Annotated in this window: 25 protein-coding genes, 1 tRNA gene and 1 pseudogene; 12 read left to right on the forward strand and 15 right to left on the reverse strand. The window is 52.0% G+C overall.

The genetic code is table 11. The features are described 5' to 3' along the window. Positions 1-51 precede the first annotated feature (51 nt). From F3J36_RS22420 to F3J36_RS22445, 6 genes are all read right to left on the reverse strand, one after another. Entirely contained in the window at positions 52-999 is a 948-nt protein-coding gene (locus tag F3J36_RS22420; RefSeq protein WP_058758183.1) for a sugar kinase, read from the reverse strand. Positions 1,000-1,009: 10 nt separating this feature from the next. Next, positions 1,010-1,759, reverse strand: a complete 750-nt coding sequence (locus F3J36_RS22425) for a sugar phosphate isomerase/epimerase (protein WP_166720627.1) — start codon at positions 1,757-1,759, stop codon at positions 1,010-1,012. Positions 1,760-1,917: 158 nt separating this feature from the next. Continuing rightward, on the reverse strand, positions 1,918-2,943 hold the full coding sequence (locus F3J36_RS22430; protein WP_058770743.1) for a LacI family DNA-binding transcriptional regulator: 1,026 nt from the start codon (positions 2,941-2,943) through the stop codon (positions 1,918-1,920). A gap of 58 nt (positions 2,944-3,001) precedes the next feature. Next, a complete protein-coding gene (locus F3J36_RS22435; RefSeq protein WP_104189516.1) occupies positions 3,002-4,006 on the reverse strand; it encodes a LacI family DNA-binding transcriptional regulator in 1,005 nt (334 codons plus the stop codon). 157 nt (positions 4,007-4,163) lie between these two features. Further along, positions 4,164-4,826 (reverse strand): OmpA family lipoprotein, encoded by a 663-nt coding sequence (locus F3J36_RS22440; protein ID WP_088516171.1) that lies wholly within the window; start codon positions 4,824-4,826, stop codon positions 4,164-4,166. Positions 4,827-4,934: 108 nt separating this feature from the next. After that, entirely contained in the window at positions 4,935-5,495 is a 561-nt protein-coding gene (locus F3J36_RS22445; protein ID WP_058775606.1) for a DNA-3-methyladenine glycosylase I, read from the reverse strand. A 187-nt stretch (positions 5,496-5,682) separates the two neighbouring features. On the opposite strand from F3J36_RS22445, the gene F3J36_RS22450 reads away from it, so the two are divergent. The 6 genes from F3J36_RS22450 (at position 5,683) to F3J36_RS22475 (ending at position 10,808) form a co-directional block, all read left to right on the forward strand. Continuing rightward, complete coding sequence (locus tag F3J36_RS22450; RefSeq protein ID WP_166720628.1) at positions 5,683-6,372, forward strand: autotransporter domain-containing protein; 690 nt, start codon at positions 5,683-5,685, stop codon at positions 6,370-6,372. A 78-nt stretch (positions 6,373-6,450) separates the two neighbouring features. Then, positions 6,451-7,128: a hypothetical protein gene (locus tag F3J36_RS22455; protein ID WP_059010246.1), complete on the forward strand. Its 678-nt coding sequence runs from the start codon at positions 6,451-6,453 to the stop codon at positions 7,126-7,128. A 101-nt stretch (positions 7,129-7,229) separates the two neighbouring features. Continuing rightward, entirely contained in the window at positions 7,230-7,766 is a 537-nt protein-coding gene (gene dnaT / locus F3J36_RS22460) for a primosomal protein DnaT (protein ID WP_021506884.1), read from the forward strand. Further along, the gene (dnaC, locus tag F3J36_RS22465) at positions 7,766-8,506 is read left to right on the forward strand and encodes a DNA replication protein DnaC (protein WP_021506883.1); all 741 of its coding nucleotides are present in this window, start codon (positions 7,766-7,768) and stop codon (positions 8,504-8,506) included. Before dnaT ends, dnaC begins: the two co-directional genes overlap by 1 nt. A gap of 99 nt (positions 8,507-8,605) precedes the next feature. Beyond that, positions 8,606-9,736 (forward strand): ROK family protein, encoded by a 1,131-nt coding sequence (locus F3J36_RS22470; protein WP_021506882.1) that lies wholly within the window; start codon positions 8,606-8,608, stop codon positions 9,734-9,736. A 79-nt stretch (positions 9,737-9,815) separates the two neighbouring features. Beyond that, positions 9,816-10,808, forward strand: a complete 993-nt coding sequence (locus F3J36_RS22475; protein WP_166720629.1) for a LacI family DNA-binding transcriptional regulator — start codon at positions 9,816-9,818, stop codon at positions 10,806-10,808. Between the two features lie 47 nt (positions 10,809-10,855). Here the strand turns inward: F3J36_RS22475 and F3J36_RS22480 are convergent, their stop codons facing one another. After that, on the reverse strand, positions 10,856-11,893 hold the full coding sequence (locus F3J36_RS22480) for an acyltransferase (protein WP_058758174.1): 1,038 nt from the start codon (positions 11,891-11,893) through the stop codon (positions 10,856-10,858). Positions 11,894-11,935: 42 nt separating this feature from the next. Here F3J36_RS22480 and F3J36_RS22485 point away from each other — a divergent pair, with 42 nt between their 5' ends. Further along, positions 11,936-12,112, forward strand: coding sequence for a hypothetical protein (locus tag F3J36_RS22485; RefSeq protein WP_166720630.1), 177 nt, complete (start codon positions 11,936-11,938; stop codon positions 12,110-12,112). 26 nt (positions 12,113-12,138) lie between these two features. On the opposite strand, the gene F3J36_RS22490 is transcribed toward F3J36_RS22485, so the two are convergent. After that, positions 12,139-13,215 (reverse strand): EpsG family protein, encoded by a 1,077-nt coding sequence (locus F3J36_RS22490; protein WP_247653236.1) that lies wholly within the window; start codon positions 13,213-13,215, stop codon positions 12,139-12,141. Positions 13,216-13,705: 490 nt separating this feature from the next. On the opposite strand from F3J36_RS22490, the gene F3J36_RS22495 reads away from it, so the two are divergent. Further along, a complete protein-coding gene (locus F3J36_RS22495; RefSeq protein ID WP_371742077.1) occupies positions 13,706-14,449 on the forward strand; it encodes an alpha/beta hydrolase in 744 nt (247 codons plus the stop codon). A gap of 222 nt (positions 14,450-14,671) precedes the next feature. Here the strand turns inward: F3J36_RS22495 and F3J36_RS22500 are convergent, their stop codons facing one another. Beyond that, positions 14,672-15,304: a response regulator gene (locus tag F3J36_RS22500; RefSeq protein ID WP_104189529.1), complete on the reverse strand. Its 633-nt coding sequence runs from the start codon at positions 15,302-15,304 to the stop codon at positions 14,672-14,674. Positions 15,305-15,702: 398 nt separating this feature from the next. Between F3J36_RS22500 and F3J36_RS22505 the strand changes: the two genes are divergently transcribed. After that, positions 15,703-16,167, forward strand: a complete 465-nt coding sequence (locus tag F3J36_RS22505; RefSeq protein WP_088516177.1) for an Rrf2 family transcriptional regulator — start codon at positions 15,703-15,705, stop codon at positions 16,165-16,167. Between the two features lie 12 nt (positions 16,168-16,179). On the opposite strand, the gene F3J36_RS22510 is transcribed toward F3J36_RS22505, so the two are convergent. Continuing rightward, positions 16,180-16,557, reverse strand: coding sequence for a hypothetical protein (locus F3J36_RS22510; RefSeq protein ID WP_021506874.1), 378 nt, complete (start codon positions 16,555-16,557; stop codon positions 16,180-16,182). 233 nt (positions 16,558-16,790) lie between these two features. Between F3J36_RS22510 and F3J36_RS22515 the strand changes: the two genes are divergently transcribed. Beyond that, a complete protein-coding gene (locus F3J36_RS22515; RefSeq protein WP_021506873.1) occupies positions 16,791-17,189 on the forward strand; it encodes a helix-turn-helix domain-containing protein in 399 nt (132 codons plus the stop codon). Here F3J36_RS22515 and F3J36_RS22520 read toward each other — a convergent pair. Continuing rightward, the gene (locus tag F3J36_RS22520; RefSeq protein ID WP_166720633.1) at positions 17,146-17,994 is read right to left on the reverse strand and encodes an AraC family transcriptional regulator; all 849 of its coding nucleotides are present in this window, start codon (positions 17,992-17,994) and stop codon (positions 17,146-17,148) included. The two genes, F3J36_RS22515 and F3J36_RS22520, sit on opposite strands and share 44 nt — an antisense overlap. A 449-nt stretch (positions 17,995-18,443) precedes the next feature. Here F3J36_RS22520 and F3J36_RS22525 point away from each other — a divergent pair, with 449 nt between their 5' ends. Beyond that, positions 18,444-19,817, forward strand: a complete 1,374-nt coding sequence (locus F3J36_RS22525; protein ID WP_247653238.1) for a hypothetical protein — start codon at positions 18,444-18,446, stop codon at positions 19,815-19,817. Positions 19,818-19,953: 136 nt separating this feature from the next. After that, positions 19,954-20,691, forward strand: coding sequence for an ETEC_3214 domain-containing protein (locus F3J36_RS22530; protein ID WP_166720634.1), 738 nt, complete (start codon positions 19,954-19,956; stop codon positions 20,689-20,691). A 563-nt stretch (positions 20,692-21,254) separates the two neighbouring features. Here F3J36_RS22530 and F3J36_RS22535 read toward each other — a convergent pair. From F3J36_RS22535 to F3J36_RS22550, 4 genes and pseudogenes are all read right to left on the reverse strand, one after another. Next, entirely contained in the window at positions 21,255-21,908 is a 654-nt protein-coding gene (locus tag F3J36_RS22535; RefSeq protein ID WP_166720635.1) for an HNH endonuclease, read from the reverse strand. A gap of 37 nt (positions 21,909-21,945) precedes the next feature. Further along, positions 21,946-23,403, reverse strand: a complete 1,458-nt coding sequence (locus F3J36_RS22540; protein WP_166720636.1) for an AAA family ATPase — start codon at positions 23,401-23,403, stop codon at positions 21,946-21,948. Beyond that, positions 23,400-24,501: pseudogene (locus tag F3J36_RS22545) on the reverse strand (tyrosine-type recombinase/integrase). The gene F3J36_RS22540 and the pseudogene F3J36_RS22545 overlap by 4 nt, the downstream one beginning before the upstream one ends. A gap of 237 nt (positions 24,502-24,738) precedes the next feature. Beyond that, a tRNA-Sec gene (locus F3J36_RS22550) sits at positions 24,739-24,833 on the reverse strand. Between the last annotated feature and the right edge of the window lie 47 nt (positions 24,834-24,880).

Consider the following 24,880-nt stretch of genomic DNA (forward strand, 5'->3'; position numbering starts at 1 on the left):
GCGTCCTGCATGTGCGCAATAAATTGCGCCGCTACGGGTCCGTGCGTTTGTTTAATAATCGCCGAGCGCTGCGCGCGTCGGCAGACCTTCGCTGTCGCCGGCAACCTGAATCGCCAGCGAACCAATTTTGTTACCGCGCAGAATCGCCTGCGGCAGCGATTTCCCTTCCAGCAGTGCGCTGATCAGCCCGACCGCAAAGCCATCGCCCGCGCCGACGGTATCCACCACATTCTCCACGTGGATCGGCGCAATCTGGCCCTGTTCGCCCGCGGCGGTTTTATACCAGGCGCCGTCGCTGCCGGTTTTGATCACCACCGCCCGCACGCCTTTATCGAGGTAGAAATCCGCGATCGCTTCAGGCTGACGGTAGCCGGTCAGAATCAGCCCCTCTTTTTCACCTGGCAGCACCCAGTCGGCGTATTCTGCCAGCAAATTCAGCTGCTTACGCATCTCTTCTTCACTGCGCCACAGCACCGGACGCAGATTAGGATCAAAGGAGATGGTTTTGCCGCGGGCGCGCATCTCTTTCGCCGCATGTTTAGCCAGCGCCAGCGAGCTATCGGAAAGCGCGGCGGCCACGCCGCTCAGATGCAGATGGCGCGCGCTGCCGAAATAGCTTTCGTCGAAATCATCCGGTGACAGGTGGCTGGCGGCGGAGCCTTTACGGAAATACTCCACTTCCGGATCGGAACCGTCGTCCACGCGCGCTTTGAGCTGAAAACCGGTGCGATAGCGGTTATCAATGGTCACGCAGCGGTGGTCAACGTGCTCTTTCGCCAGCTGCTGCAGGGTAAAACGGCCGAAGCTGTCGTCGCCGACGCGGCTGACCCAGCCCACCTGCAAACCGAGGCGCGCCAGACCAATCGCCACGTTAAGTTCGGCACCGGCAATGCGCTTCGTGAACTGATCGGCTGCGGCGAGATCGCCGGTTTGCCCGGCGATAAACATCGCCATCGCTTCACCAATGGTGACGACATCCAGCTGAGAGGTGTGTGTCATGCTCAACTCCTTACACCGCGCGCAGCAGATCGACGTAGTGGCGGGTCACCGCCACTAAATCTGCGCCGGCTAATGGGAACTCAATACCGCGCGGTGCATCGGCCGGCAGCGCCTGCAGCAGCGTGCGCCAGCTGTCGTCGGCGTCATCCAGCGCAATGGCGCGGAAGCTGTCACCGTGCGGCACCGCCGCCTTAACATGAATGTAGCTCACGTAGCGACTGAGCTGCGCCGCTGCCTGCAGGGCGTCTTCGCCGGTCCAGCGCCAGTTGCCCATGTCGAAAGTCATATCCAGCGGCAGCGCGGCATCGCAGGCGTGATGGAAGAAGTGCAGCATCGGCGTCAGCTTACTGTCCGGCGTCTGATCGTTTTCGATTACCAGCGTGACGCGCGAGCCGGCCAGCACCTCGACCAGCTGGCGATCGGCCAGCGAGACATAGTGACCCAGTGCCAGCTTGAGGCGCTGAGCGCCCAGCAGCTCAGCTTCCTGCAGGAACTGCGCCAGACGTGGATTGAGCGCACCGTCCGCCTGCCACAGCGCTTCCGGCACTGAATAGCTGACGCTGAGCTGATGCTGACGCAGCGCGTCGCTAAGCGTATGCAGCTGGCACAATTCGTCGTTGCTGAACAGCTCGCGGCGGATCTCGACGCCATCGGCACCGGCCGCTTTAATCAGCGGCAGCAGCGCTGCCTGGCCGCCCAGTTCTGCCACCTTGTGCGCGCCGTAGGCGGCCGTGACCACAATAATTTCCGCTTTCGACATCTTTCCTCCAGCCTGTCTCGCTGTACTGCCCGCCGCACCGTTTTGCGCCGGACAGCACGTTAATGTGCTGTAAAAAGCTTAATGGAACCGGTTCCAAAGGAAAGTAGCAGAGTGCGGAATTATGATCCTGCTCACGAAGTGAGCCGTGAAAAGCGGGATTAGCGCAGCGGCTGGCTGGAGCCGCGCACAATCAGTTCGCCGGAGAAAACCTGCTCGCGAATCGGCTGTTCGCTGCCTTCGATACGCGCGATCACCTGCTCCAGCGCGGCATAGCCGATCTGCCAGGTGGGCTGCTTCAGCGTGGTGATACCGACGCCGGCCAGCGCCGCCCACTCCAGTTCGTCGAAGCCCAGCAGGCCAATGCTCTCGCCCCAGCGCAGCGTCAGGCGCTGTAACGCCCGCGCCACCTGTAGCGTCAGCGCACCATTGGCTGCCATCACCGCGCAGCGTTTGCCCGGATGGCGCTGATGAAACGCCTGCAGCACCTGTTCCAGCTGTGCCGGCTGATGCAACACCACTTCGGCATTCTCCGCCACCACTTGTGGCGCGCTGCTGATGGTGTCAAAGAAGGCGGCGAGACGTTCGCGGCGGGTATTGACGCTGCCGAGCGGCTCACTGAGAAACAGCAGCGCTTCGTAGCCGTTATCCAGCAGATGCCGGGTGGCGATGCGGGCGGCCTCCGGGTTGTTGAGCCCGACCACGTCGCAGGCGAAGTCGGGAATTTTGCGGTCAATCAGCACCATCGGCAACATCGACTGCTGCAGACGGTTGAGCACCTCTTCGTGCATCCCGACTGCATTCACCACAATGCCTTCCACCTGATAGCTGCTGAGCAGCTGCAGGTAGTGCTGTTCGAGGTCAACTTCGTTGTTGGTGTTACACATCAGCAGCGTGAAGCCGCGCGCGCGGCAGGCGGCTTCAATGCCGCTCAGCACATCCACCGAGTAGGGATTGGTGATATCGGCAATGATCAGGCCTATCAGCCGGGTGCGGCCGCGTTTGAGTCCGCGCGCCATCTGGCTGGGGCGGTAGTTGAGGTCGGCAATCGCCTGTTCGATACGGGCTTTCAGATCCGGCGAAAGCAGATGAACTTCGCCATTCAGATAGCGGGAAACGCTGGTTTTACCGGTTTTTGCCGTGCGGGCAACGTCACTGATTGTGGCTCGTGGCGGCCTGGTTTTCATCACATACACCTGATTAATTGCATCAGGCGAAGACTATCACAGCGCGGCACCCGCGCAATCACTGTGCGTCAGAAGTGAGGCGCAGCATTGGCTGCCACAGCGTCTGTAACTGCGCGGGCGGCGCGCCTTCCAGCAGCTGCAGCACCATTTCGGCGACGCGTTCGCCAATCCGCTGCTGTGATGATTGCAGAATCGCGTTGACCGGTTGCGTGATAATGGAGTCGTGCGGCAGACCATCGTACACGTACAGGGGAATTGCCTGCGCGCCGCTCAGACGCCCGGCCTGCTGCAGGGCAATCGCTGCGCCTTCGCCGAGTGGGCTGCAGTCGGTAATGATGGCGTCAGGCTGGATAACGTGCGCCAGCCAGGCGCGGGTTTGCTGATAGCCGGCGCGGCGCGAGGGCGGCAGCGCGGCCATCCAGCCAGCCTGCTGCGCGCAGGGCGTGGCGGGCAGCGCGTCGATAAACCCCTGCCGGCGGTCAAGAATGTAGGTGCTGGGCTCGTTACCGCCGAGATAAGCGATGCGCGTATAGCCCTGCTGCTGGCAGTGCTGCGCCGCCAGTAGCGTTCCGGCATGGTTATCATAATCAAACCAGGCGTAAGGCTGCGGCAGCTGGCTGCGCCCCAGCGTAAGAAAGCGAAAACCCTTCTGCTGCAGGCGCTGCAATCGCACATCCTGCGGCGTGGTATGGGTGACAATCAGCGCGTCCAGCACGCCGCTGCGCAGCATGCGCAGCAAATTGCGCTGCTGATCCTGCGGTTTGTCGGGGAGCAACAGCAGATCGATCTCGTGCAGGGCAAGGCGCTGATCGAGCGTCAGCAGCATTTCACTGTAGTAGCTGTCGTTGAGTGAGGCATTGCTGACCGGAAACACCAGCCCGACCGCATTGGCACGGCCGGTCTTCAGGCGGCGCGCGGCGGCATTCGGGCGATAACCGCGCCGGTCGGCTTCCTCTTCGATGCGTTTGCGGGTTGCAGCGGCGACATCATCAAACCCATTCAACGCGCGGCTCACGGTGGTCACAGAGAGGCCAAGGGCGGAGGCGATAGCTTTGAGTGACATGATGGCTTTCCACTGATCAAATTTTGATCACGCTAGCATAAAGTCATCGCTGGCTCTATCGTGCTGCGACGTTTACGCGTTATCTGCTGCTTTGCGCGCCAATAAGCGCGTAAAAACGCGTCAAAAGCCGGCCTGCAGCGGCAGACCGGCCTGTGCCTTAGCCCAGCGGACTCAGGGTAATTTCGACGCGACGGTTTTGTGCTTTACCGGCTTCGGTGCTGTTGCTGGCGATCGGGTTATCCGGGCCCATGCCCTGGGTGCGCAGGCGGTTCTGCGCCACGCCCTGCACGATCAGCGCGCTGGCAACGCTCTCTGCACGCTGCTGCGACAGGCGCATGTTCAGCGCGCGCGTGCCGGTGCTGTCGGTAAAGCCGACCACGTTGACGGCGGTTTTCGGATACTCTTTCAGCACCATCGCCACGCCGGTCAGCGTATTCGCGCCGGCCGGTTTCAGGTTGGCGCTGCTCGAGTCAAAGGTCACGTTGTTCGGCATGTTCAGCACGATGTTATCGCCCTGACGCGTTACGCTGACGCCGGTACCGCGCATCTTGTCGCGCAGTTTGGCTTCCTGCACATCCATGTAATAGCCGACGCCGCCGCCCAGTGCCGCACCGGACGCTGCGCCAATCAGCGCACCTTTACCGCGATCTTTCTTCGACGAAGAGAGCACGCCCACGCCAGCGCCCAGCACCGCGCCCAGACCCGCGCCGATGCCCGATTTCCCGGCCTGCGATTCGCCGGTATAAGGATTGGTGGTACAACCCGACAGCGCCACGCTGCCGCTCATTAACAAGGCCAGCGCCAGTACACGCTTTTTCATGAAAAGTCCCTCATACGGAAACGGGGAAAATGCCCCAAAACGGCACTATTATGCCGTTCAATGATGGGGAAATTCGTGAGGCGCAGTCTTAATTTGTAAACTTTTGCCTTAAAGATTATCGGGATGGCAGAAACAGCTGGTTTGATGATCGTTTATCAGCCCGCAGGCCTGTAAAAAAGAGTGGCAGGTTGTAGGCCCGACGAATTTAAAACCACGCTTCTTAAGCGCTTTAGACAGCGCAATGGCCGGTTCGGAGGTGGTGGGCGCCAGTTTATAATCCGCATAACGGTGCAAAATCGGCTGGTTATCGACAAATGACCAGATAAAGCGGGAAAAGTCTTCACCGGTGGCCTCCAGCGCTAGCAGCGCTTTGGCATTATTGATGATGGCTTCCAGCTTGCCGCGATGGCGGATCAAACCGCTGTTCTGCAGCAGGCGCAGCAGATCGGCCTCATCCATCAGCGCCACCGCCTGCGGATCAAAATTATGAAACGCCTGGCGGTAGTTCTCGCGCTTTTTCAGCACGGTGATCCATGACAGGCCAGCCTGTTGCCCCTCCAGACACAGCATCTCAAATAAGGCGCGCTTATCGGTCTGCGGCACGCCCCATTCCGTGTCGTGGTACGCCAGATAAAGCGCATCCTGTGTTACCCAGCCACATCGCTGCATTGCATCACTCCCTAAGCATGAGGAAAAAGCGGTCAGTCGCTTGACGTTTGAAAGAATCGATTAATAGTTAATCAATGGGTGCCGATAATAACGTTATGGATGTTCGCGCTGCAACCGCGTGAACGCTTCAGGATGATCATCAATTTCAAGGCCAACCCGATCCCTTCCGGCTCGTCAGGAGTCTTTCATGTGGCAGAACAGTCAGCGGACCGGCCAGCGTCTCCTTGTGCTGGCCTTTAGCGGTGGGTGGCTACTGGTGGCGGCCCTGCCAGCGCACGCGTGGGATCAGGCCAGCGAGAGCAGCGCGCCGGATTACAATGCGATACTTGCCGAAAAAATTTCCAGTAATCATCTGATGTTGACAGAAAACCGCGACAGCGATCTGCTTGATGCCGCGCTCAATCCGCCCGGCGGCGGCATGGCGCTGCACAGCGAAACGGCCAGCGTCGGCAACTCGCCGCTGGTGAACCGCTACTCGGCAGGCTGGAACCTGCCGATGAATGACCGCCTGCGCACCGGTCCGGTGGCGCAGTTTGCCGTCGATGATTCCACCCTGAGCTGCGCCGCCTGCGCGCCGGTCGATCGTAATAACGCCGAACACATCGCTTCACTGGGCTGGCGCGTGGATTCCAGTTTTGGCTGGATATCGCCGTGGGCACAGGTGAGTTACAGCCATCAGCTCAGCTTTGACGGCACGGCCGCGCCGCGCGATCGGCCGGAAGAGATGAACCGGGAAACGAACTGGATGGATGTCAGCGTCGGTGCCCGTCTGCCGCTCGGCCAGAACATGGCGGCGTTCGCCTCCTTCGCCCAGACCGGCGCGGTCAGCAGCGGCGAACAGTTCATTTACAACCTCGGCGTCAGCGCCAGCTTCTGAAGCGGCATGAAATGAGAAGTGGTGCCAGCCAGCGGAAATATAATAAGCGCGCTAATTATTTTCTGATTTGGTATCACAATGCGCGAAAACATTATTCTTATTAGCCGCGAACTGGCGGCCTTTATCATCAGTGGATTGGTGCTGGTCTTCTGTATGGCGATGGTCTACATCGACGTCAACTGGATGAACGATGCACTGCACGAAACCTCTTTCACCGAAGCGACACAGGAGCTGATGCTGGCGGCCATTGCCGCACTGTTCTTCCTCGCCGCCTGGCAGCGACCGCAGCAGCGCAGCGCGCTGATCCTGGTCGGTGGCTTCTTCAGCTGCATGCTGATTCGTGAAATGGATTTTCTGTTCGACGTGGTGCAGCACGGCGCATGGCTGTGGTTTGCGCTGGCAACCACCGCGGCCTCGCTGGCGATGGCGCTGCGTCAGCCGCGGCAAATCCTGCCGGGCCTGGCGGCACTGCTGCAGCATCGCAGCTGGCAAATGATGGCCGCCGGGCTGCTGGCGGTGCTGGTGTTCTCGCGGCTGTTTGGCATGCATGAGCTGTGGCAGCAACTGATGCTGGATGGCTATAACCGCGTGGTGAAGAACATGGCGGAAGAGGGCAGCGAGCTGTTTGGCTACAGCCTGTGTCTGGTGGCATCGCTGCGCTATCTGTGGCAAACCCGCCCGGCGCTGGCAACGGCCCGCGCCAGCCGTCGCGTGGTCAGCATTGAGGCGGCTGAAGCGCACTTCGCCTCGCGCTAAATCCGCGCGGTTTTATGGCGATCCCCGGTGCTAAAACAGGTACACTGACCGCTTAGCACCGGGTCGCCGGTGCACCGGGTGAGTCAACGTCAGGTTTCTTCATGTCAGTCAAAATCTTATCTTCAACGCTGGTGGGGCTGGACGGCTTTTGCCACGATCCCCTCACCACGCTGCAGCAGGCCGATAACGGCACGCTGGCGGTGCTGCACAACAATGTTCCGGCGTTTTACGCGATCACGCCGCAGCGCCTCGCGCACCTGCTGGCGCTGGAAGCGGCGGCGCAGCAGCCGAATGATGTCACGCTGGACGACAGCCTGTTTCACAGCGACGCCGCGCCGATCGCCGTGCCGGTGGGTAAGTTCGCCATGTATCCGGGCTGGCAGCCGGACAGCGACTTCCAGCGCCAGGCGGCGATCTGGGGCGTGGCGCTGAGCGAGCCAGTGACCGCCGCAGAGCTGGCGGCTTTTGTCGCCTACTGGCAGGCAGAAGGCCGGCTGTTTCACCATGTACAGTGGCAGCAGAAACTGGCGCGCAGCGTGCAGATGAACCGCGCCGCCAACGGCGGTCAGCCAAAGCGCGATATCACCCAGATCAGCAATACTGATTATGATATTCCCGATGGATTCCGAGGTGAGTAATGAAAACGCCGAACGATCTTTTCAGTCGCCTGAAAAAAATTATGCCCGCGGATGTGCAGCCAAAATTTAAAAACGGCGCCGAGCTGCTGGCGTGGAATCAGGAGCAGGGCCGGCTGCGCTCAGAAGCGATTGTGCGCGAAAACCGCGCCATGAAGATGCAGCGCATCATGGGCCGCTCCGGCATCCGTGAGTTGCACATGAACTGCTCGTTCGACAACTACCGCGTCGAAAATGACGGCCAGCGCAAGGCGCTCAGTCTGGCGCGTGAATACGCCGCCGGCTTTGAGAACAGCATCGCCAGCTTCGTGTTTTCTGGTCGTCCCGGCACCGGCAAAAACCATCTGGCGGCGGCGATTGGTAACGATCTGATTCTGCGCGGTAAAAGCGTGCTGATTGTCACGGTGGCCGATCTGATGTCGAGCATGAAAGGCACCTTCAGCGGCGGCAGCGACCTGACCGAAGAGCGGCTGCTGCAGGATCTCAGCCATGTCGATCTGCTGGTGATCGATGAGATCGGCATGCAGAGCGAATCGCGCTACGAGAAAGTGATCATCAATCAGATTGTCGATCGCCGTTCGTCGTCAAAGCGGCCGACCGGCATGCTCTCCAACCTCGATCCGGCCGGCATGAACACGCTGCTTGGCGAACGAGTGATGGATCGCATGCGCCTCGGTAATAGCCTGTGGGTGCGTTTTGACTGGGAAAGTTACCGCAGCCGCGTGCGCGGTGACGAGTACTGATACGCGGCAGAAGCGGTAAAAACCCGGTTTTACCGGCGATTAACCGCCGGTGCGGGCTGCTAAACTTACACCTATTACTCTTTGTCAGGTGAGGGTGCGATGAAAGCAGCCGGGAAAGGACCAGCGGTACTTCGACTGAACAACCTCAAGCGGGTGATGACGCAGCTGCGTACCACCCGCATCACTTCCCGCCAGGATCTGGCGCTGGCGCTCGACCTGAGCAAAAACACCGTTTCCCTGATTATCGATGACCTGCTGGCGCAGGGGCTGATTCACGAGCTTGGCCCGGTCAGCGTGGCTGCGGCCGGTCGGCCCAAAATTGAGATCGAACTGCGCGCGGGTCAGCTGAAAAGCGCGGGCATCATGGTGGAGCGCCAGGCGATTCACTGGCGCGTGTGCGACTACTTTTCGCGCGTGGTGGCCGAGCAAACCTGGCGCACCGAAACGGCTGATGCCGACGGGCTGCTGCACGAGCTGACGGAAGTGTGTCAGACGCTGCGCGCGGCGCATCCGGCGCTGCTGGGCGTGGCCATCGGTTTTCCCGGCATCATTGATTCTCAGCGCGGACGGGTGCACTTTTCTGCGCCGCTCGGCTGGCAGGATGTCGATGTGCTGACGCCGCTGCGGCGCGGCGTTGAGCTGCCGCTGCGCATCATGAATAACGTCAAAGCGGCCGCGCTGCTGGCGGTGCAGCAGCTGGAGCTCAATAAAGCGCAAAGCCACTTCTATCTGCGCATCGCCGACGGCGTGGGCGGCGCGCTGGTGGAGCGCGGCGAGGTGTTCAGCGGCAGCAGCTGGACCGCCGGTGAGATTGGCCATCTGAGCGTGCAGCCCAACGGCGCGCGCTGCAGCTGCGGGCGACAGGGTTGTCTGGAGACGCTGGTCAGCCTGCCGGCTATCCAGCAGCAGCTGGCCCGGCGTAAGCCCGGCTTACGCTGGCAGTCTGGCGACAGCGAGCCGGAGATCGTGTATGAGCTGATGGCGCAGACCGGCCGCTATCTCGGCCATGCGCTGAGCCAGGTGATGCAGCTGGTCAATCCGGCCAGCATCATCATTGACGGCCCGTGGAATGCGCAACCGGCGTTTGTGCAGGCGGTACAGCAGGCGGCACAGGCCGGCACGCTGGCGTTTACCTTTGCCCATACCGCGCTGCACTTTCTGCCGCAGCGCATCGATCCGGCCAACGGTCTGGCGCTGGCGGTGATTGAGCACTATGAACGAGCGGTATGACCGGCGGAGCAGCGTTTCTTTTTTGACTCGCCAGCGGGCATAATACGTTGATTGACAGGCTCTCTTTGCGGACCGCGCAATGAAAACGCAGCGCATCACTCTGGACGATATTGCGACTCTCGCAGGGGTCACCAAGATGACGGTGAGCCGCTATCTGCGCACGCCGGAAAAGGTCAGGGCGGAAACGGCGGCGAAAATCGCCAGCGTCATAGCCGAAATCGGCTACGTCGCCGAACAGGAAAACACCGCGGCCTCGCGGCACCCACCGCCGCGCATCGGCGTACTCATCCCCTCATTCAATAATCAAATCTTTGCCGATCTGCTGGCCGGTATCGAATCGGTCACCAGCGCCCACGGCTATCAGACGCTGGTGGTCAACTACGACTACAATCCGCAGCGCGAAGAGGAGCAGATTGCCACGGTACTGGCTTTTAACGTGCAGGGATTGATCCTGACCGAGTCGGTGCATACCGTGCGCGCGGAAAAGTATCTCAACGCGGCCACCATTCCGGTCGCCGAAGTGATGGGACTGAGCGAGACGCGCGGGCGCATCAACGTCGGCTTTGATAATTACCGTGCCGGCTACGACATGACCGCGATGCTGCTGGCCAGCGGCAAACAGCGGGTGATTTATTTTGGCTCAATGTCCGACCGCCGTGACCAGCAGCGCTACGCCGGCTATTGCGATGCCGTGGCGGCGGCCGGATTGCCGGCCGGACGCATCGTTCCGAACAAAGTCTCTTCGGTGTCGATTGGCACTGGCATGATGACGCTGGCGCGCCAGCTCTATCCGCAGATGGATGCCATTCTCTGTACCAACGATGATCTGGCGGTCGGCGTGCTGCAGGAGTGTCAGGCGGCAGGCATTGCTGTGCCGCAGGCGCTGGCGATTGCCGGATTCCACGGACTGGAGATTGGTCAGGCGACAACGCCGCGGCTGGCCAGTGTGATTACACCGCGCTTCGAGATGGGCAAAGTGGCAACGGAAATTGTGCTGAAGAAGATTAACCAGCAGCCCACCATTGAACAGGTGGATTTGCATTATCAGCTGTCGATGGGCGCCACCATTTAGCGGTGGCGCTCTGGTGCAGGCGCGACGTGCGCCTGCATGATTAACGTTTAGTCGCGTGCAGCGGTGGGTGGCACAATCGACGGCTGAGCGTGATGGGTGCGCTTCAGGAAACGGCTCTCCAGCAAATTCCACGAGGTGTAAGCCAGCGCCAGCGTCATCACAATTGTCAGCCCCAGGCCAGCAAACGCGTTGGCATCGAACACACCGAAATGCTGCAGCACCTGAATAATCGGCCAGTGATAGAGGTACATGCCGTAAGAGAGATCGCCGTACTGGCTGATTTTAATCTCTTTACACAGGCTGGTGCAGAACAGAATCACTACCGCCGAAAACGCCACCGGTTCAACGATAAACGCGTAATCCGTGCTCTTGAACAGCAGGAACACCACCAGCGACACAATGGTGATCTCTTTCAGGCGGTCAAAGGTCGGCTGATGCACCGCCAGCAGGCTGCCAAAGAAGAAGTAGGACGACAGCGCAATAAACTGCTTGGCCAGCGTATCGGCTTTCGGGCCGCTGTACAGCGCGGTGAAGTAGAAGTACCAGGCGCAGGAGATAATAAAAATCACGCTCCACACCTTCAGCGGGCTTCGCTTCAGCAACGGCACGATAAAGGGCAGCAGCACGTAGAGCGTCAGCTCGGCTTTGATGGTCCACAGTGAACCATCCAGCGGCTGATTGGGGTTGTTGGTAAACACGCCCGGCAGCGACGGCTGAATAAAGTTAAGAAACGAGAAGTTGGCGACCAGATATTTAAGGGTTTCTTTATTTTTCAGGAAATCCATCAGCGGCAGGGTGGTGAGACACATGCCAATCACAAAACACATGATGATGGTGAAAATATAAGCCGGCAATATACGTTGTGCGCGCTTAATAAAATAGGACGTCAGCGATTTACTTCTTAAGTAACTTTTTGCAATAAGAAAACCACTTATTGCGAAAAATCCTTTGACGGCAAAATCACTATTGAGAAAATGCGCCAGGAAACGGATATCGGCGTTTCTCGTCACCTCAGCGGAATGCACCAGCATTACGATAAAGGCGAGGGAAAGTCGTACGATGTCAAAATTGTTTTTTTCGTTCATGTCAGCATTCTTTCATTGAGTGACGACGTGCCAGGAAAAGCCATGAAAGACTTTGCATGGTTACTTCGGAATATTCTTATCACAGGTGTTCTGCGTGAGCAGGTGCAATCTATTAGAATTTTAATCCTCATAAAAAGCAAGCAATGTTCAGGACCAGTAAAATATTCGGATTTTCCCTGGATGACGATGAGAAAGGGCTTATTAATGAAAAAACGCTAACCAGTTGGCTAGCGTTATTTCTGGACCTAACGGAACAGCTGGAAGGTGCGTGACACCTCATAGCCGACAATCGACTGCTTGCTCGATACGGTGTTGTAGTAGAGATAGTACAGCACCATCAGAATGGTGACAGCCACGGCAAGTACCTTCTTCAGCTTTTTGGTTTCCCAGATACACAGCGAAATAAGCACCGGCTCAACCTGCAGCAAATAGTTCGCCAGACGACCACCGGAAGCGTAATCCTGTAGCGCCATCCTCAGGCCACTGCCGATGGCAAAAGTGATCACCAGAATGTAATAGGTATTAAACTTTTCCGGGTCGAAATTTTTAATTTTATCGCTCAGCAACATGTAGCTGAAGATAAAGACGAAGCCGATATTCTTCAGGTTCGACAGGGTCAGAATACCCTGTTCCTGGCGTGAATCGGCATCGGCATAGCCCATGGCCCTGTCGCCCAGCGCACCGAGGTGGCTGGAGAGCGCGGCGATCAGCGCCGAACTGCCGAGAAACGCCAGCGGCAGGCTGGCGACCACGATGGCAATCGGGATGTATTTGTTTTTGCGCACAATCATCGCCAGCGGAATCAGCAGCGCGACAATCGCGGTGGCGTGGCTGATAAACGACAGGATGAAGGTGGTGATCATGCCAGACTTGCTGCGCCGCGACATGTGCCAGACGAAGCCCATTAAAAACGCCGAACATAAACCGAAGCGAATCTGGTTCATGTCTTTGTTGATAAACAGGTGCGCAGAGTAGACGGCGAGGGCCACCAGCGGCAGCGGTGTCAGCTTACGGAAGTAGTGCGCGTTGACACCAACAGCGATGACCGCGAAGACAAAGATGAAAATGTCCGGATTAGCGGTAAAGATGCGTGTCGCACCGGCAATGGCGTAAATGGCTGGTTCATAACGGAATTCCACGACCGCACGCCAGAAACCTTCGATAATAATTTTATCGATAAACTGGGCATAGAAGTCGCGATACTGGAAGTCATCAAGGCCGGTTCCCAGGCCACGAATACCGCCAAAAGTAAAAAGTACTACAACGGCAACAAAATAAAGCCACGTCCTGATTTGCGCTGTGTTTTCATTTTTACTTAACATGATTTCGACAATAGCGACGAAAGTCAGGCTAAGACTTATGATCCAGTAAATTCCCATGGTCACAGATTCTTATAGTTTAAAATTCACTTATAACATACGGTCTTGTTAACGTAAACATGAGAAAAGTCTAATTTTTTCTGGTCCGATATTATATTGAATAGGTTTTGCCATATTTATTTGCTACCGTTTCCACAAGCATTTTTCGATGAGTATGTTTTTTTCATTATCTCGCGGGGAGCCGGAGCGTCACTGAGCGATTTTGTTCGCTCAGTTTGACTTTTGTTACTGTTTTTATTCGGGATTTGGAGCCAGTGCGATGAAAGGGTTGCGGATATTTAGCCTGTTTTTTTTACTGTATCTTCCGGCCGCGTTTGCCAATAAGGAAATTCCGATCTGGCCGAATGAAGTGTCAGCAAATAATAAATTTATTAATTTTAGTAAAAACCCGGCCATTAATAACCGGGCTGTTACCCACGTCGATGCGCCACAAATGATTTATGTTCCGGCGACCGGAAAAAATAATCATGCGGCGGTGCTAATCATTCCCGGTGGGGGTTTTTCTTATATTATGAAAGATCTCGAAGGGCTGGACGTGGCCAACGTGCTCAGCAAGCAGGGCTATGCTTCATTTGTGTTAATTTATCGTCTGCCACACGACGGTTCAGCGCAGTATCGCCAGCAGGCTTTTGCCGATACCCAGCGAGCGCTGCGGCTGATTCGGGCCAATGCGCAGCAGTACCAGGTAGCGCCTGAGCGCATTGGCGTGATGGGCTTTTCCGCCGGTGCCTTTCTCGCCGCCAATTTGAGCAACACTCCCGATGAAGCTAACTATCAGGCCGTCGATGCGCAGGATAAGGTGTCGGCGCGCCCGGATTTCAGCGCGCTTATCTACCCGGTGCTATCGCTGAAACAGGGCGTGACCCACCCCGGCACGCGCGCGGCGCTGTACGGAAAAGATCTCACTGCCCAACAAATGGCGCAGCTTTCGCAGGAAGATCGCGTCAGCGCACACACGCCGCCGACTTTTCTGGTGCAGGCGCTGAACGACGGCACCGCCTCACCGCAAAACGCGCTGGGCATGTTGAACGCACTGCGGCAGAACAAGGTCAACGTGGAACTGCATCTATTCCAGCAGGGCGGTCATGGCTTCGGCACCGGCCAGAAGCAACATCTGCCGGTGCAAAACTGGCTCACCCTGTTCCACGCCTGGCAAAGCAGCCTGGTGAAGCGGTAAGCGGGATGCGCCGCGGTAACGCAGATGGCGCAGAGGAAACGGAATTCCTCTTTGGGCAGTTATACGGTGTCTGCCAGCACACCGTCGGTTAGCCTGGCAAGGATTTGATGATAACTGCTGCACGGCAACTTACCGATCAACACACGGTTATGGTTACCGGCCTGAGCGAGAGGGTGAGCGCTACGTCAAACGGCTGTGTCTCGATAACTCTTTGCAGACGATTTATGAGGCTTCCATTTGATTGCGGTGCACGAAAGCAAATAAATCACTCATGGTTTTGCAGTGCAGTTTATCCATTAACCGGCTTTTATAAGTACTGACGGTTTTATTACTGACGCCCATCCGCGCCGCGATGCGCATATTATTCAGGCCCTTAATAATGTGATGAAAAACCTGAAACTCCTGTGGTGACAATGATTCAATCATTTTTTTCTCCGCCTGCGTGCTTTCCTGCTCCATTTGCTGCATAAAACCGCCCAGCGGGAAATAACCGTAACCACGTTGTGTCGCCTGAATAGCAGTGGCGATCTCTGGCATATCGGTTTTTTTACTGACAAAGCCATTGGCGCCGCTGCGCAGGCTCTGCACGGCATACACGTTTTCATTTTTCCCGGAGATAACAATGATTTTTCCTGGAAAACTCTGATCGCGCAACGACTTAACCACTTCAATTCCGTCCAGCGACGGCAGGTCGATATCAATGATGACGATATCCGGCTGCTGCTGCTGAATCAACGTTACCGCTTCCCGGCCATCGGCGCTTTCGGCCAGCACCGTATGTCCATTTTGTTCCAGCAAATAACGAACGGCCATCCGCGCGATCGGATGGTCATCAACCACAACGACCTGAGCCATAGTTAACCTTTTCCTGATGAGTGAATGACAGGTCAAACCTTAGCCGCTCGTTGAATTTTATATATTGCGTATGATCAAGAACAATAAAATAATTATTTGTAGTCTATGTCCTACAAGATTAAATTAATTATAAAAGGGAAGTGGTTATTCCGCCTGGAGGAGTTATCTTTCCTGGTGGGAAATAAATATTCCCTTTCTGTCACTCAGTTCATTAATTAATTAGCTGATGCCCAATCGCCTTTTCATCGGAATTTCTTTTATTGTGGCGGTCTGCCTTTTCCTATTGGCAGCCTGATTAACACGGATGCCTGGTCAGGGCGTCATCTACGCTCAGCCGGGATAAATTGTTGCCGCCAGCGTGGTTTGCTACAGTAGCGGGAATTTCAGAGGAAACGTCCATGCCACGCGATAACCGCCTGTCCCGCTCGCTGCACGCGCTCATTCATCTTGATCGTCACGTTAAACGCGCCACATCCGATGCCATGGCAAAAATGCTCGGCACCAATCCGGTGGTGGTGCGTCGCATGATGTCAGGGCTGCGTGAAAAGGGGTATCTGGTGTCGGAAAAGGGGCACGGCGGCGGCTGGGAGCTGCGTGCGGACCTGCACGATATCACGCTGCTGGATGTGTACCAGGCCATCGGCTCACCGGCGCTGTTCAGTATTGGCCCGGCGGCCGATCCTTCGCCCTGCCTGGTGGAACATGCGGTGGACGCCCGGCTTGACCAGGCGCTGGGTGAAGCCGAAGCGCTACTGCTGCAGCGCTTCAGCCAGATTACCGTGGCGGACATCGCCGACGATTACCTGCAAAAAATGGCCAGCCTTGGGCTGGATCCGCACACCTTTCCGCGCTGCAGCGACTAGCCGGCGCGGCCGTTAATCCTGCTTCTGCAATTTGATCTGCGCGTCATGCTTCATCACATGCGTGGTGACGGCGGCCTGAAACACTTTAAACATCATACCGCTGACAAACGTGGTCAGCGTCAGCGTAATGAAGGCTGTCATGATCCAGTCGACCAGCGGCCAACCGCTGTTCAGCAGCGTCGGGTGGTAAATCAGCATCGCGGCAAACACTACCCAATGGCTCAGGCAATAGAAACAGTGAAACAGATGACCGAGCAAGGCGTGTTTGCGTGCGGTCCAGGCGCGCAAACCGGCAAACAGTTCGGTCTGCGTCATGGTCATCGCGATGCTGGCTGAGGCCAGCGCAATCGCCAGGCACACACCCGTGTCAGAGAGTAAAAAGGCATGCATAGATTTTCTCCTTTGTGACGATCCGCGCAGCGGAAAGAACGGCTGCTTATCTATCATGTAACTTACAATATTACATTATGTGCACTGGTGCAACAGCGTGTTCTCCCCGCCGGAGTAGTGACAAGTAAATTGGCGAGTTATCGCTATTTATTGGCTTTATACGCAAACACAGCCAGTCGTCCTGTTTTTACAATGTCGCAGATTGAGTCGCACCACGGCATCAGGAGGAGAGGATGGATATTCACGCAGCCTTTATGCATCAGCTGATGATGTGGATAGAGGCGAATATCGAACAAAAGCTCATGCTGGAGACGGTCGCACAGCGGGCCGGTTATTCGCAGTGGCATCTGCAGCGGCTGTTCCGCAGCTACACTGGCGTGGCGCTGGGAGCCTATATCCGTGAACGGAAGCTAACGGCTTCCGTCATCACCCTGCTCAGCAGTAACACGTCGCTGATGCAGATTGCGCTGCAGTTTGGCTTCGATTCACAGCAAACCTACTGCCGCACCTTTCGGCGCATGTTTGACCTGCCGCCGGGCGCGTTTCGCCGCAAATACCGGCACAGCCTGCCACCGATTGACGGTCCGGCTAGCCTGCTGATGCTGCATTCGCAGAGTCGGCTGGCGTCATAAAGTATTTGCCTGGCGTTGAGCCGAAGGCGGCGCGAAACGCGCTGATATAGCTGCTGACGCTGTCGAAGCCCACCTGCCAGGCAACCTGCTGCACACTGTGGCCCGCCGCCAGCCCTTCCAGCGATTTGAGCAGGCGCGACACCTGACGATATTTACTCAGGCTCATGCCAACCGCGTTCGACCAGTGGCGACTCAGGCTGCGCGCGCTCAAACCAGCCCACTGCGCCAGCTCCGGCCCGGTGCGTGTATCAGCCGGATCGTCCATCAGCAGGCGTGCAATCTGCCGTAGCCGCGGCTCATCCGGCAGCGGCAGGGTGAGTTCCTGCGGCGTGGATTCGTACAGTTCATCAAGAAACACCTGACCCAGCCGGGCATAGCGCGCGCTGCTCCACAGTTCAGGCTCCAGCACCGCCAGCCGTTCTGCCAGCGGCTCCAGCACGGTTGGGCAGGAGAGCAGCACCGGCCGATCCGGCAGCGGCGCGGCCAGCGCTTCGTCAATCAGTACCGTCCAGCCCAGCACGCGCCCCGGCCCGACAAGGGCATGGTCAAACCACGGCGGAATCCAGCCGACCAGCCGCGGCGGGTTAGCAAAAATGCCCGACGAGGTGTTCACCGTCATCAATCCCTGGCGCAGACAAAACAGCTGACCGGCGGCATGACGATGCGTGCGTCGCTCGCGATCCAGCTCCTTCGACAGTGACACGGCAATGACTTTGGGCGCATCCGGTCGCATCAGCCGCTGGCGCAGCTCTTCCTTACGCGGATCGCCAGAGAACGGAAGGTTGTCGGATGGATGGATGAGCATGGCTGGGCCTGAGTGGTGGAAGATCACAGGAGTAAGGATTTTAGCTCAATTTATTGCTTTTATTGGTTTTAATTTTGTTGGTTAATTTATTTTATACATAGTTCCATACACAGTTAGACTTTTTGGCATTCATTGAGTGCTATGTGTATCACTCCAGTAAGAGCAAAAAAATGATTTTGCGTGAAAGTGTTCATACTGTTCATATTCTCATTTTTTAACTTCAATACCTTACAGGATGAGTGGTTTGAGGTGTGATGTTTACATGTGTACACTAGTGGTGACCACCTCAACCTAAATGAAAAAGGCTCAATCCTACATGTGTGGGTGACGCTATCAGGCGTTACTCGCTGGTAATGGTCAGTTCTGTATCAGGAACGTAAGTTGCACAGAGACATTTTTAATGTATGCAGATGACAGATTGCTATGATTGATAACTGAGTGGCTTTCTTATGCCAGTTTATATTGTCGTAAATAAGTCTGATGAATATTTACAACCTCAATTTTTAGGAAGTATTAGGAGCTATATGAAAGCCCGGCTGTTACCCCCGCGAGAAAACTACAGTGGTAATCTTGTTTGGAAAAAAGATGATTTTCTTGAAAAAGTTGATGAGATTTCAATATCTCTTAAAAAGTTAAGGGATCTTGGATACTGGGCCAGTACATTCCCTGAAGGTGATGGCATTGCATTTAATTATAAATATGAGAAACATCCCAAAAAAAATATTGAAATATTAGAAGATTTCCGAAGGTGCCTAGAATGGATAAATATAGACTTAGCTAAGTCAGATAACTCAAATTTAGAGCTCGCTGATTTAGAGGATGAAAACAAAAAGATGGAGTGCACAATCATTGTGCCGATTGAGAATATTTTTATTCAGGAAACAATATCGATTGGGCAGTATATTTTTTATTGTAAGAAACAATTTGACGATAAACCATATGAGCGTCTATCGGAGCAGAACGGTTCCTATATACAGTTCAACTGCCAATTGTCCTATAAAGATTTATTAAAACTCAATACAACCATTGATCATAATAGCTACATAATAAACAAGTGTTTATCTATGGCTGAATATGCGCTTGACCTCGTCAGATTTTCTCATAGCTCATTTATGCGTAAAGAATTCACTCCGAATCCTGCAGGCCAATGCCCTAGCGGATTCTATGATGTGGAAATCATTCCTTTAGAGCGAACTCACCTCAAACCACTTTTGATTAGTGGAATATCAAGACCGCTTGGCGTGAGTAATAATTGGCTTGGTCCCCAAGTTGATAGCCTTTATTATCTAGGGCTAGATTATTTATCTAGTGTATTCAGTAAGGCTATTGAAAATGAGCTTTCTATGGTAGTCACTTGTGCTATTAGGTCATGCAGGCAGTCTTTGTATTCAATTGGCGAAGAGTCACAGTTTTTAAATCTCATTTTTGCACTTGATGGTCTTTCTAATATCGACCCAGCATGGAAAGGATGGAAGCAAAGAACTTACATTGCTGCACTTACTTGTAATAACTCACTAATTAAATTTAAGAAGAATTTACAAGTTTATGACAAGCTATATACGGAGGTTAGAAACAAACTTGTACATGATGGCAAAGACTTTTATCAACTACAAGTCAACGCGGATGAATCTTCTGAACAAATATTTACATACATAAAAGTAATTATAGCCATTATAGAAAGAAACAATTACTCAACTTTGAATGAATTAAGGGGGCATGCGATTCAAATTTTAAGACAGGATGAGTTTAAAATTGCTATTAAAGAGGTGATTGACAATGTGTCTATATTGAGAGGGAGTAATCCTTGGTACCCATCATGGTAAATTATTACTAATTTCATCCAATATCAACTGAGACGCAGTTAATGAATGGTTGGTCATAATTTTTTGTTTTTACGTATTATTTGCTTAATAATATATTGCATCAACCTTTACAGTTCTTAAAAATAAGAGAGTCGATATGGCACCCCCGAGAAGAAAAATTATAAAATCTTTTTTTGCCGTTTTTTTAAGTTGTGTCCTCGCCGTTTCGGCTTATTTTGGAGCGTTGAATGGAGTGTTTGATTTATATCAAAATATTGCAAATAATTTTTTCCAAAAGAAAGCGGAAGATAATCTTCATGTGATTTATACCGGGGCGTCTATAAAGTATATAGAATCAATTTTTGGTGCTCCTGTAAAGGAAGAACACTCTGAGGATGGTAAGGTAAATGAGTATATTTACTCCTTTAGAAAGTTCTATCTACAAGTGGTTTATGATAACAAAAATACGGTAATACTTTACTCTGTAACTAGCAAAGATAAGGATTTCCATCCTGAGATACCATATCTGGGTAAGACACTTGGCCATACATTTAAAGATTTTGGAAGTGATGTTGATTATTTGCAGTCTGGCTACTCATCTAAATTCTATAAATATGAGGAGGGGCACTATTTAGGAAATCCAGGTAATTATAGGAACTTTTATCTTTCCTATAATCCTGCTGGTACTGATTATTCTGAGTTGCACGCGCTGCCTGATTTTTATAATAGCAACAAGTTTCCTCCAAATGAAAAAGATCTTGAAGAATTCAGAGATAAAAATGTTCCTAATACTTTTGGTATTGGCGATATACAAGGTGATCCTGATGGTCCTGAGTTAAGCTTTGGACTTGGGATTGATTATTTCGATGCGAGAGATATTCCCAATAAAGATTAGAGGTGGTGAGCAGGTTCTATATCATTTCTCTCGCTTAGCATTAGGTAATAAACATTGGGTTAGCCATTTAGCTATTATGTCAACTTTTCACCCATAGATGACCTTTGCTGGCCTTGGAATTGTTTTAAATAAAAAAACGGCCTGGGTCGGTTTATATTTAGACGATTATCACGCACTACATGCTGGTAACCAATCTACCTTGCTACCCTCATGTAACGTCAGGTTGGTTTGTATGCCGTTATTCGTCCGGCGCTTGAGAAGCACGCGTGGGCCTTTATGGTTCTGCATTCTGCCAGGTTCATTAAACCCCGCACAGCTGCTGCCCGAGTAGCGGTTTTTTTGTGCCCGCCCTTTGTCTTTCTAAAGCCTTTTTCCTGGCCAGCAGATTTGTAAAGAGTGATGCATGCATAGCGTGCATGGATTTGCATGAAAAAACATGCACCGCTTTTCATCGTTCAGCTCATACCGGGCGCGGCCCGGCCCGCATCATGCACCTGCATGAAAAGCGATGCATAAAGCGGGCAGGCGTGGCGGGGATGGCATTGCGCGCTGGATAGCATTTATCATTTGTCATCACTGTTAACTAGCAGCTGTCTGATAGCTAAGGTTGCTATATTACGAAGACATATTTTCTTTTGAGATTCGTCTTTAATATTTGATAGCATGTTTGCATATTGTAGTATTTGGTTGTTCGACGTTACCGCCTCATCATAGCCTGCAAATTCATAGAAACGATTTAATCCACATAATGAAATGGTTTTCTCTCCTTTCTGAGTTTTAGATATATAAAATTCACCAGGCTTTATTGCTTCAATATGCTCATCATAATTATCGAAGTGAGGGTGAACGATAGAATAATCATCTGATTTAGAGGGAAGGCGCCTTCTGGCCTTGCTCTGAGTAACTCTATGGGCACCTTTTCGATGATTACATTCTGGGCATGCAGCACAAAGATTTTTGGGTTCGAACATAAACTCACACGCTAGTTCTCGCGATATTATATGTTCAATGTCCCATACTCGACCATTAGTGCTTTTTATTACTTGCTTGCAATATACACAGGTATATGCTTGTGCTTTGATATAGTGATACTTTATTTCTTTTCTTATGAAATCAATGTCGTCATCAGACCAGTACGATCCACAAAAACCATTGCTCTTAAGTTTTTCTTTTATTTTTAGTAATGCTTTCTCAGAATAATTAACTTCATCTAACATTTAAAGAACCTCCCTGTTATTTCAAGTGCGAGATCGATTAATTTTCTAACGTTATCTTCGTTTTCAATTTTACTCCTGTTTTTTTAAGCAATTCGAGATCATCAGAATAGTCTTTGAGATTAAATGTTCCATTAGACAACGCAGTAAGAATATTTACTGCAATTCTGTTTAAATACTCGTTACCTAACCCTGGGGCATCAAAAAGAGTGGCGAGTTGGAAATCGGCAGATTTATTTATGAAATGTTGTGAAGAGATACAGTGACCAGTTTCAATCAATGAGATGAAGCAATTTTCCTCTCTTAAATTCGATACAATTTGTGGCGAATGGGTGGCTACTATAAAATGACATCCTTTAATGTGAGTAAATGAATCAATAAGAAGTTGTATATAAGTTTCCTGCCATTCTGGATGCAAGCTTATCTCTGGTTCATCAATTAATATTAATGAATTGTCTTCTATACTTGCAGCGATTCCAAGCACATTGAGAAGAATGCATTGCTGTCCAGAGCTTGCGTCATTTATACTAAATCTTACACTATCTTCTCTCCACCATGACCACCCGTCTTTATCTCGAGATGGCTTTCTGTTAACAATAACATCATTTACCGTAAGAATCCCAATATCAGCTAGGATTTTAATGTCAGAAATAAATTTTTTGGTGCGGCTGTCAACTTTTAATGAATCATAAAAGATTTCAAATGTAATAATCCTTGAGAAGTCATGCTTTATACAATAATCATTTAATGTGAAGAATGCATCTCTTAATTTTTTAAGGTTGATGTCATATTTTTTATATAAAAATGATAAATCTCTTTGTGCTGCTGATGAAATATAGTTCATGAACTCATTTGTTGACATGGCTGAAAGGTTACTCATGAATTTACCAATTCCATGTTTCAGTCTGAAATTTATTTCAAAATGGGACTCAAGACCTAAAAACCCAAGTAGTTTTTTAATGGTGGGTTTGTTACTTATTAGAGAGTTATCGGCTACTGAAAAGAATAGCTTTTGAACTAGAGATAATAAAGCTTTGTTTTTTGAACGGTCTTCAATTCCATAATAATTGTATATAACTTGGGATTCTTTTCTTCCTGAAAAATAAGATATCTCCTCAGGGAATTTGTCAAAAGGGCTGGTTGACGCTGCAATTATTTTCTTGGGGCATACAAGATCTTTATTTATAGATTTGTATTTAATTATACTGCGACCATGCACCTGTATTTTCGAATGGACCTTGTTTGATGTTATGGATAGAGAGGAGTTATGATCATCTTGTTTATATTGACTTACCGTACCTATGTCTCTTTTCAAAAGTGTATTATCTACGTAAATTGAGCATAATACGTTCACAATCTCACTGAGAACTCGACTTTTTCCAGAGCCATTCTTGCCAATAAGAACTGTAAATATATTTTCTTCGCTATCTGTTTCTATTTTATCTAAAAATGAAATAGATAGTCGTTCGTAGTCTACATAATCAATTCTATAGCTCATTTTATACCCTCTGAGCGGACAATGTTTGAATACCACTGCAACATCTCATTTCTTTTTTCAATGTATTGAGCATGATTGTAGGTATCTCTAATTTTATTTCTATCAACATGTGCCAATTGCATCTCAATCCATGTACTGTCGACCCTTGTTCATGCAGTATTGTGGACATTGTATGTCTAAAGCCGTGACGTGTGGCTCAGCCTTTATAGCCCAATAATTCAATGACTTGAGAAACACTCTCTTTAGAGATTGGTTTTTTACGATTGCTCCTGCCAATAAAAATGTATGGGTAATGGCCTGTTATGGGCCTGAACTGATTGAATATATCAATTACCTGAGAAGATAAGGGAACAATGTGAGGGCTACGCATTTTCATTCTTTAAGCCGGAATTTCCCATATACCATTTTCTAAATCAACCTCATCCCAAGTAGCAAAACGCATCTCCTGCGTCCTTACACCCGTGAACATAACGATCTTTGTCGCATTTTTAGTAATGATACTACCTGTATACGCTTCCAGGTCTCGTACAAAATAAGGCAGCTCTTCCGCAGATAAAATGGTTGATTCTTTTGTTTGGGAACGGTTGGCGCAATAGGTAAATCAGGAGCAGAAATGTACTCAGCTCGGCCGGTAATAATTGCATATCGGAACTCCTCACCGCAGCGCTGGCGAACCTTGCAGGTTTTCTCTAAAGCTCCACGCTTTTCAATACGACGCAGCACCTCAAGAAACTCAAGCGGCTTAATCTCTGAGATTGGACGACTGCCGATAAATGGGAAAACATCCTGCTCAAAGGTCTTAATCATCTCGTCCCGGTAAGCAACGGTCCAGCGGTCCGCCTTATTCGTGTGCCATTCTCGACTTATCACCTCAAAAGAGTTTTCTGCAGAAAGCTCTTTTGCCAGTTTTTGGGCCTTACGCTCTTCTACTGGATCAATGTCATTAGCTACCTGCTTGCGCGCGATATCGAGTTTCTCGCGTGCCTCAGCGAGTGAAACGAGGCTATAGGAGCCAAACGACATCAACTTAGCCTTACCGTTGAACCGATAACGGAAGCGCCATCCTTTGCTGCCATCAGGGTTAACGAGTAAAGCCAAGCCGAGGCTGTCGCTAAGGGTGTAAGGCTTTTCCTAGGGTTGTGCGCGTCGAATTTGTATGTCTGTGAGGGCCGTGTGTATAAGTCTAAAGTGTGTATAAAAATTCTATACGCACCACTATACACATTTACTGTGGATTCTGGCAGATGTGTTAGGACTAATACGGATGAGTTGTTATTTCAATGCTATGTTTTTAAAGGTAATTAAAAATAATATCGGAAGGCTACGGAAGTGTAGTGGCGGAAGATCACAGGAGTCGAACCTGCCCGGGACCGCTGGCGGCCCCAACCGGATTTGAAATCCGGCCGCCTCACCGGAGACGACGATCTTCCTTTGAAGATGCCGCGCAGTATAGCGGCAATTGGCGGCAAAATCTTGA

It is taken from the genome of Pantoea sp. Cy-640 (assembly GCF_011752635.1).
Lineage (GTDB): Bacteria > Pseudomonadota > Gammaproteobacteria > Enterobacterales > Enterobacteriaceae > Pantoea > Pantoea dispersa.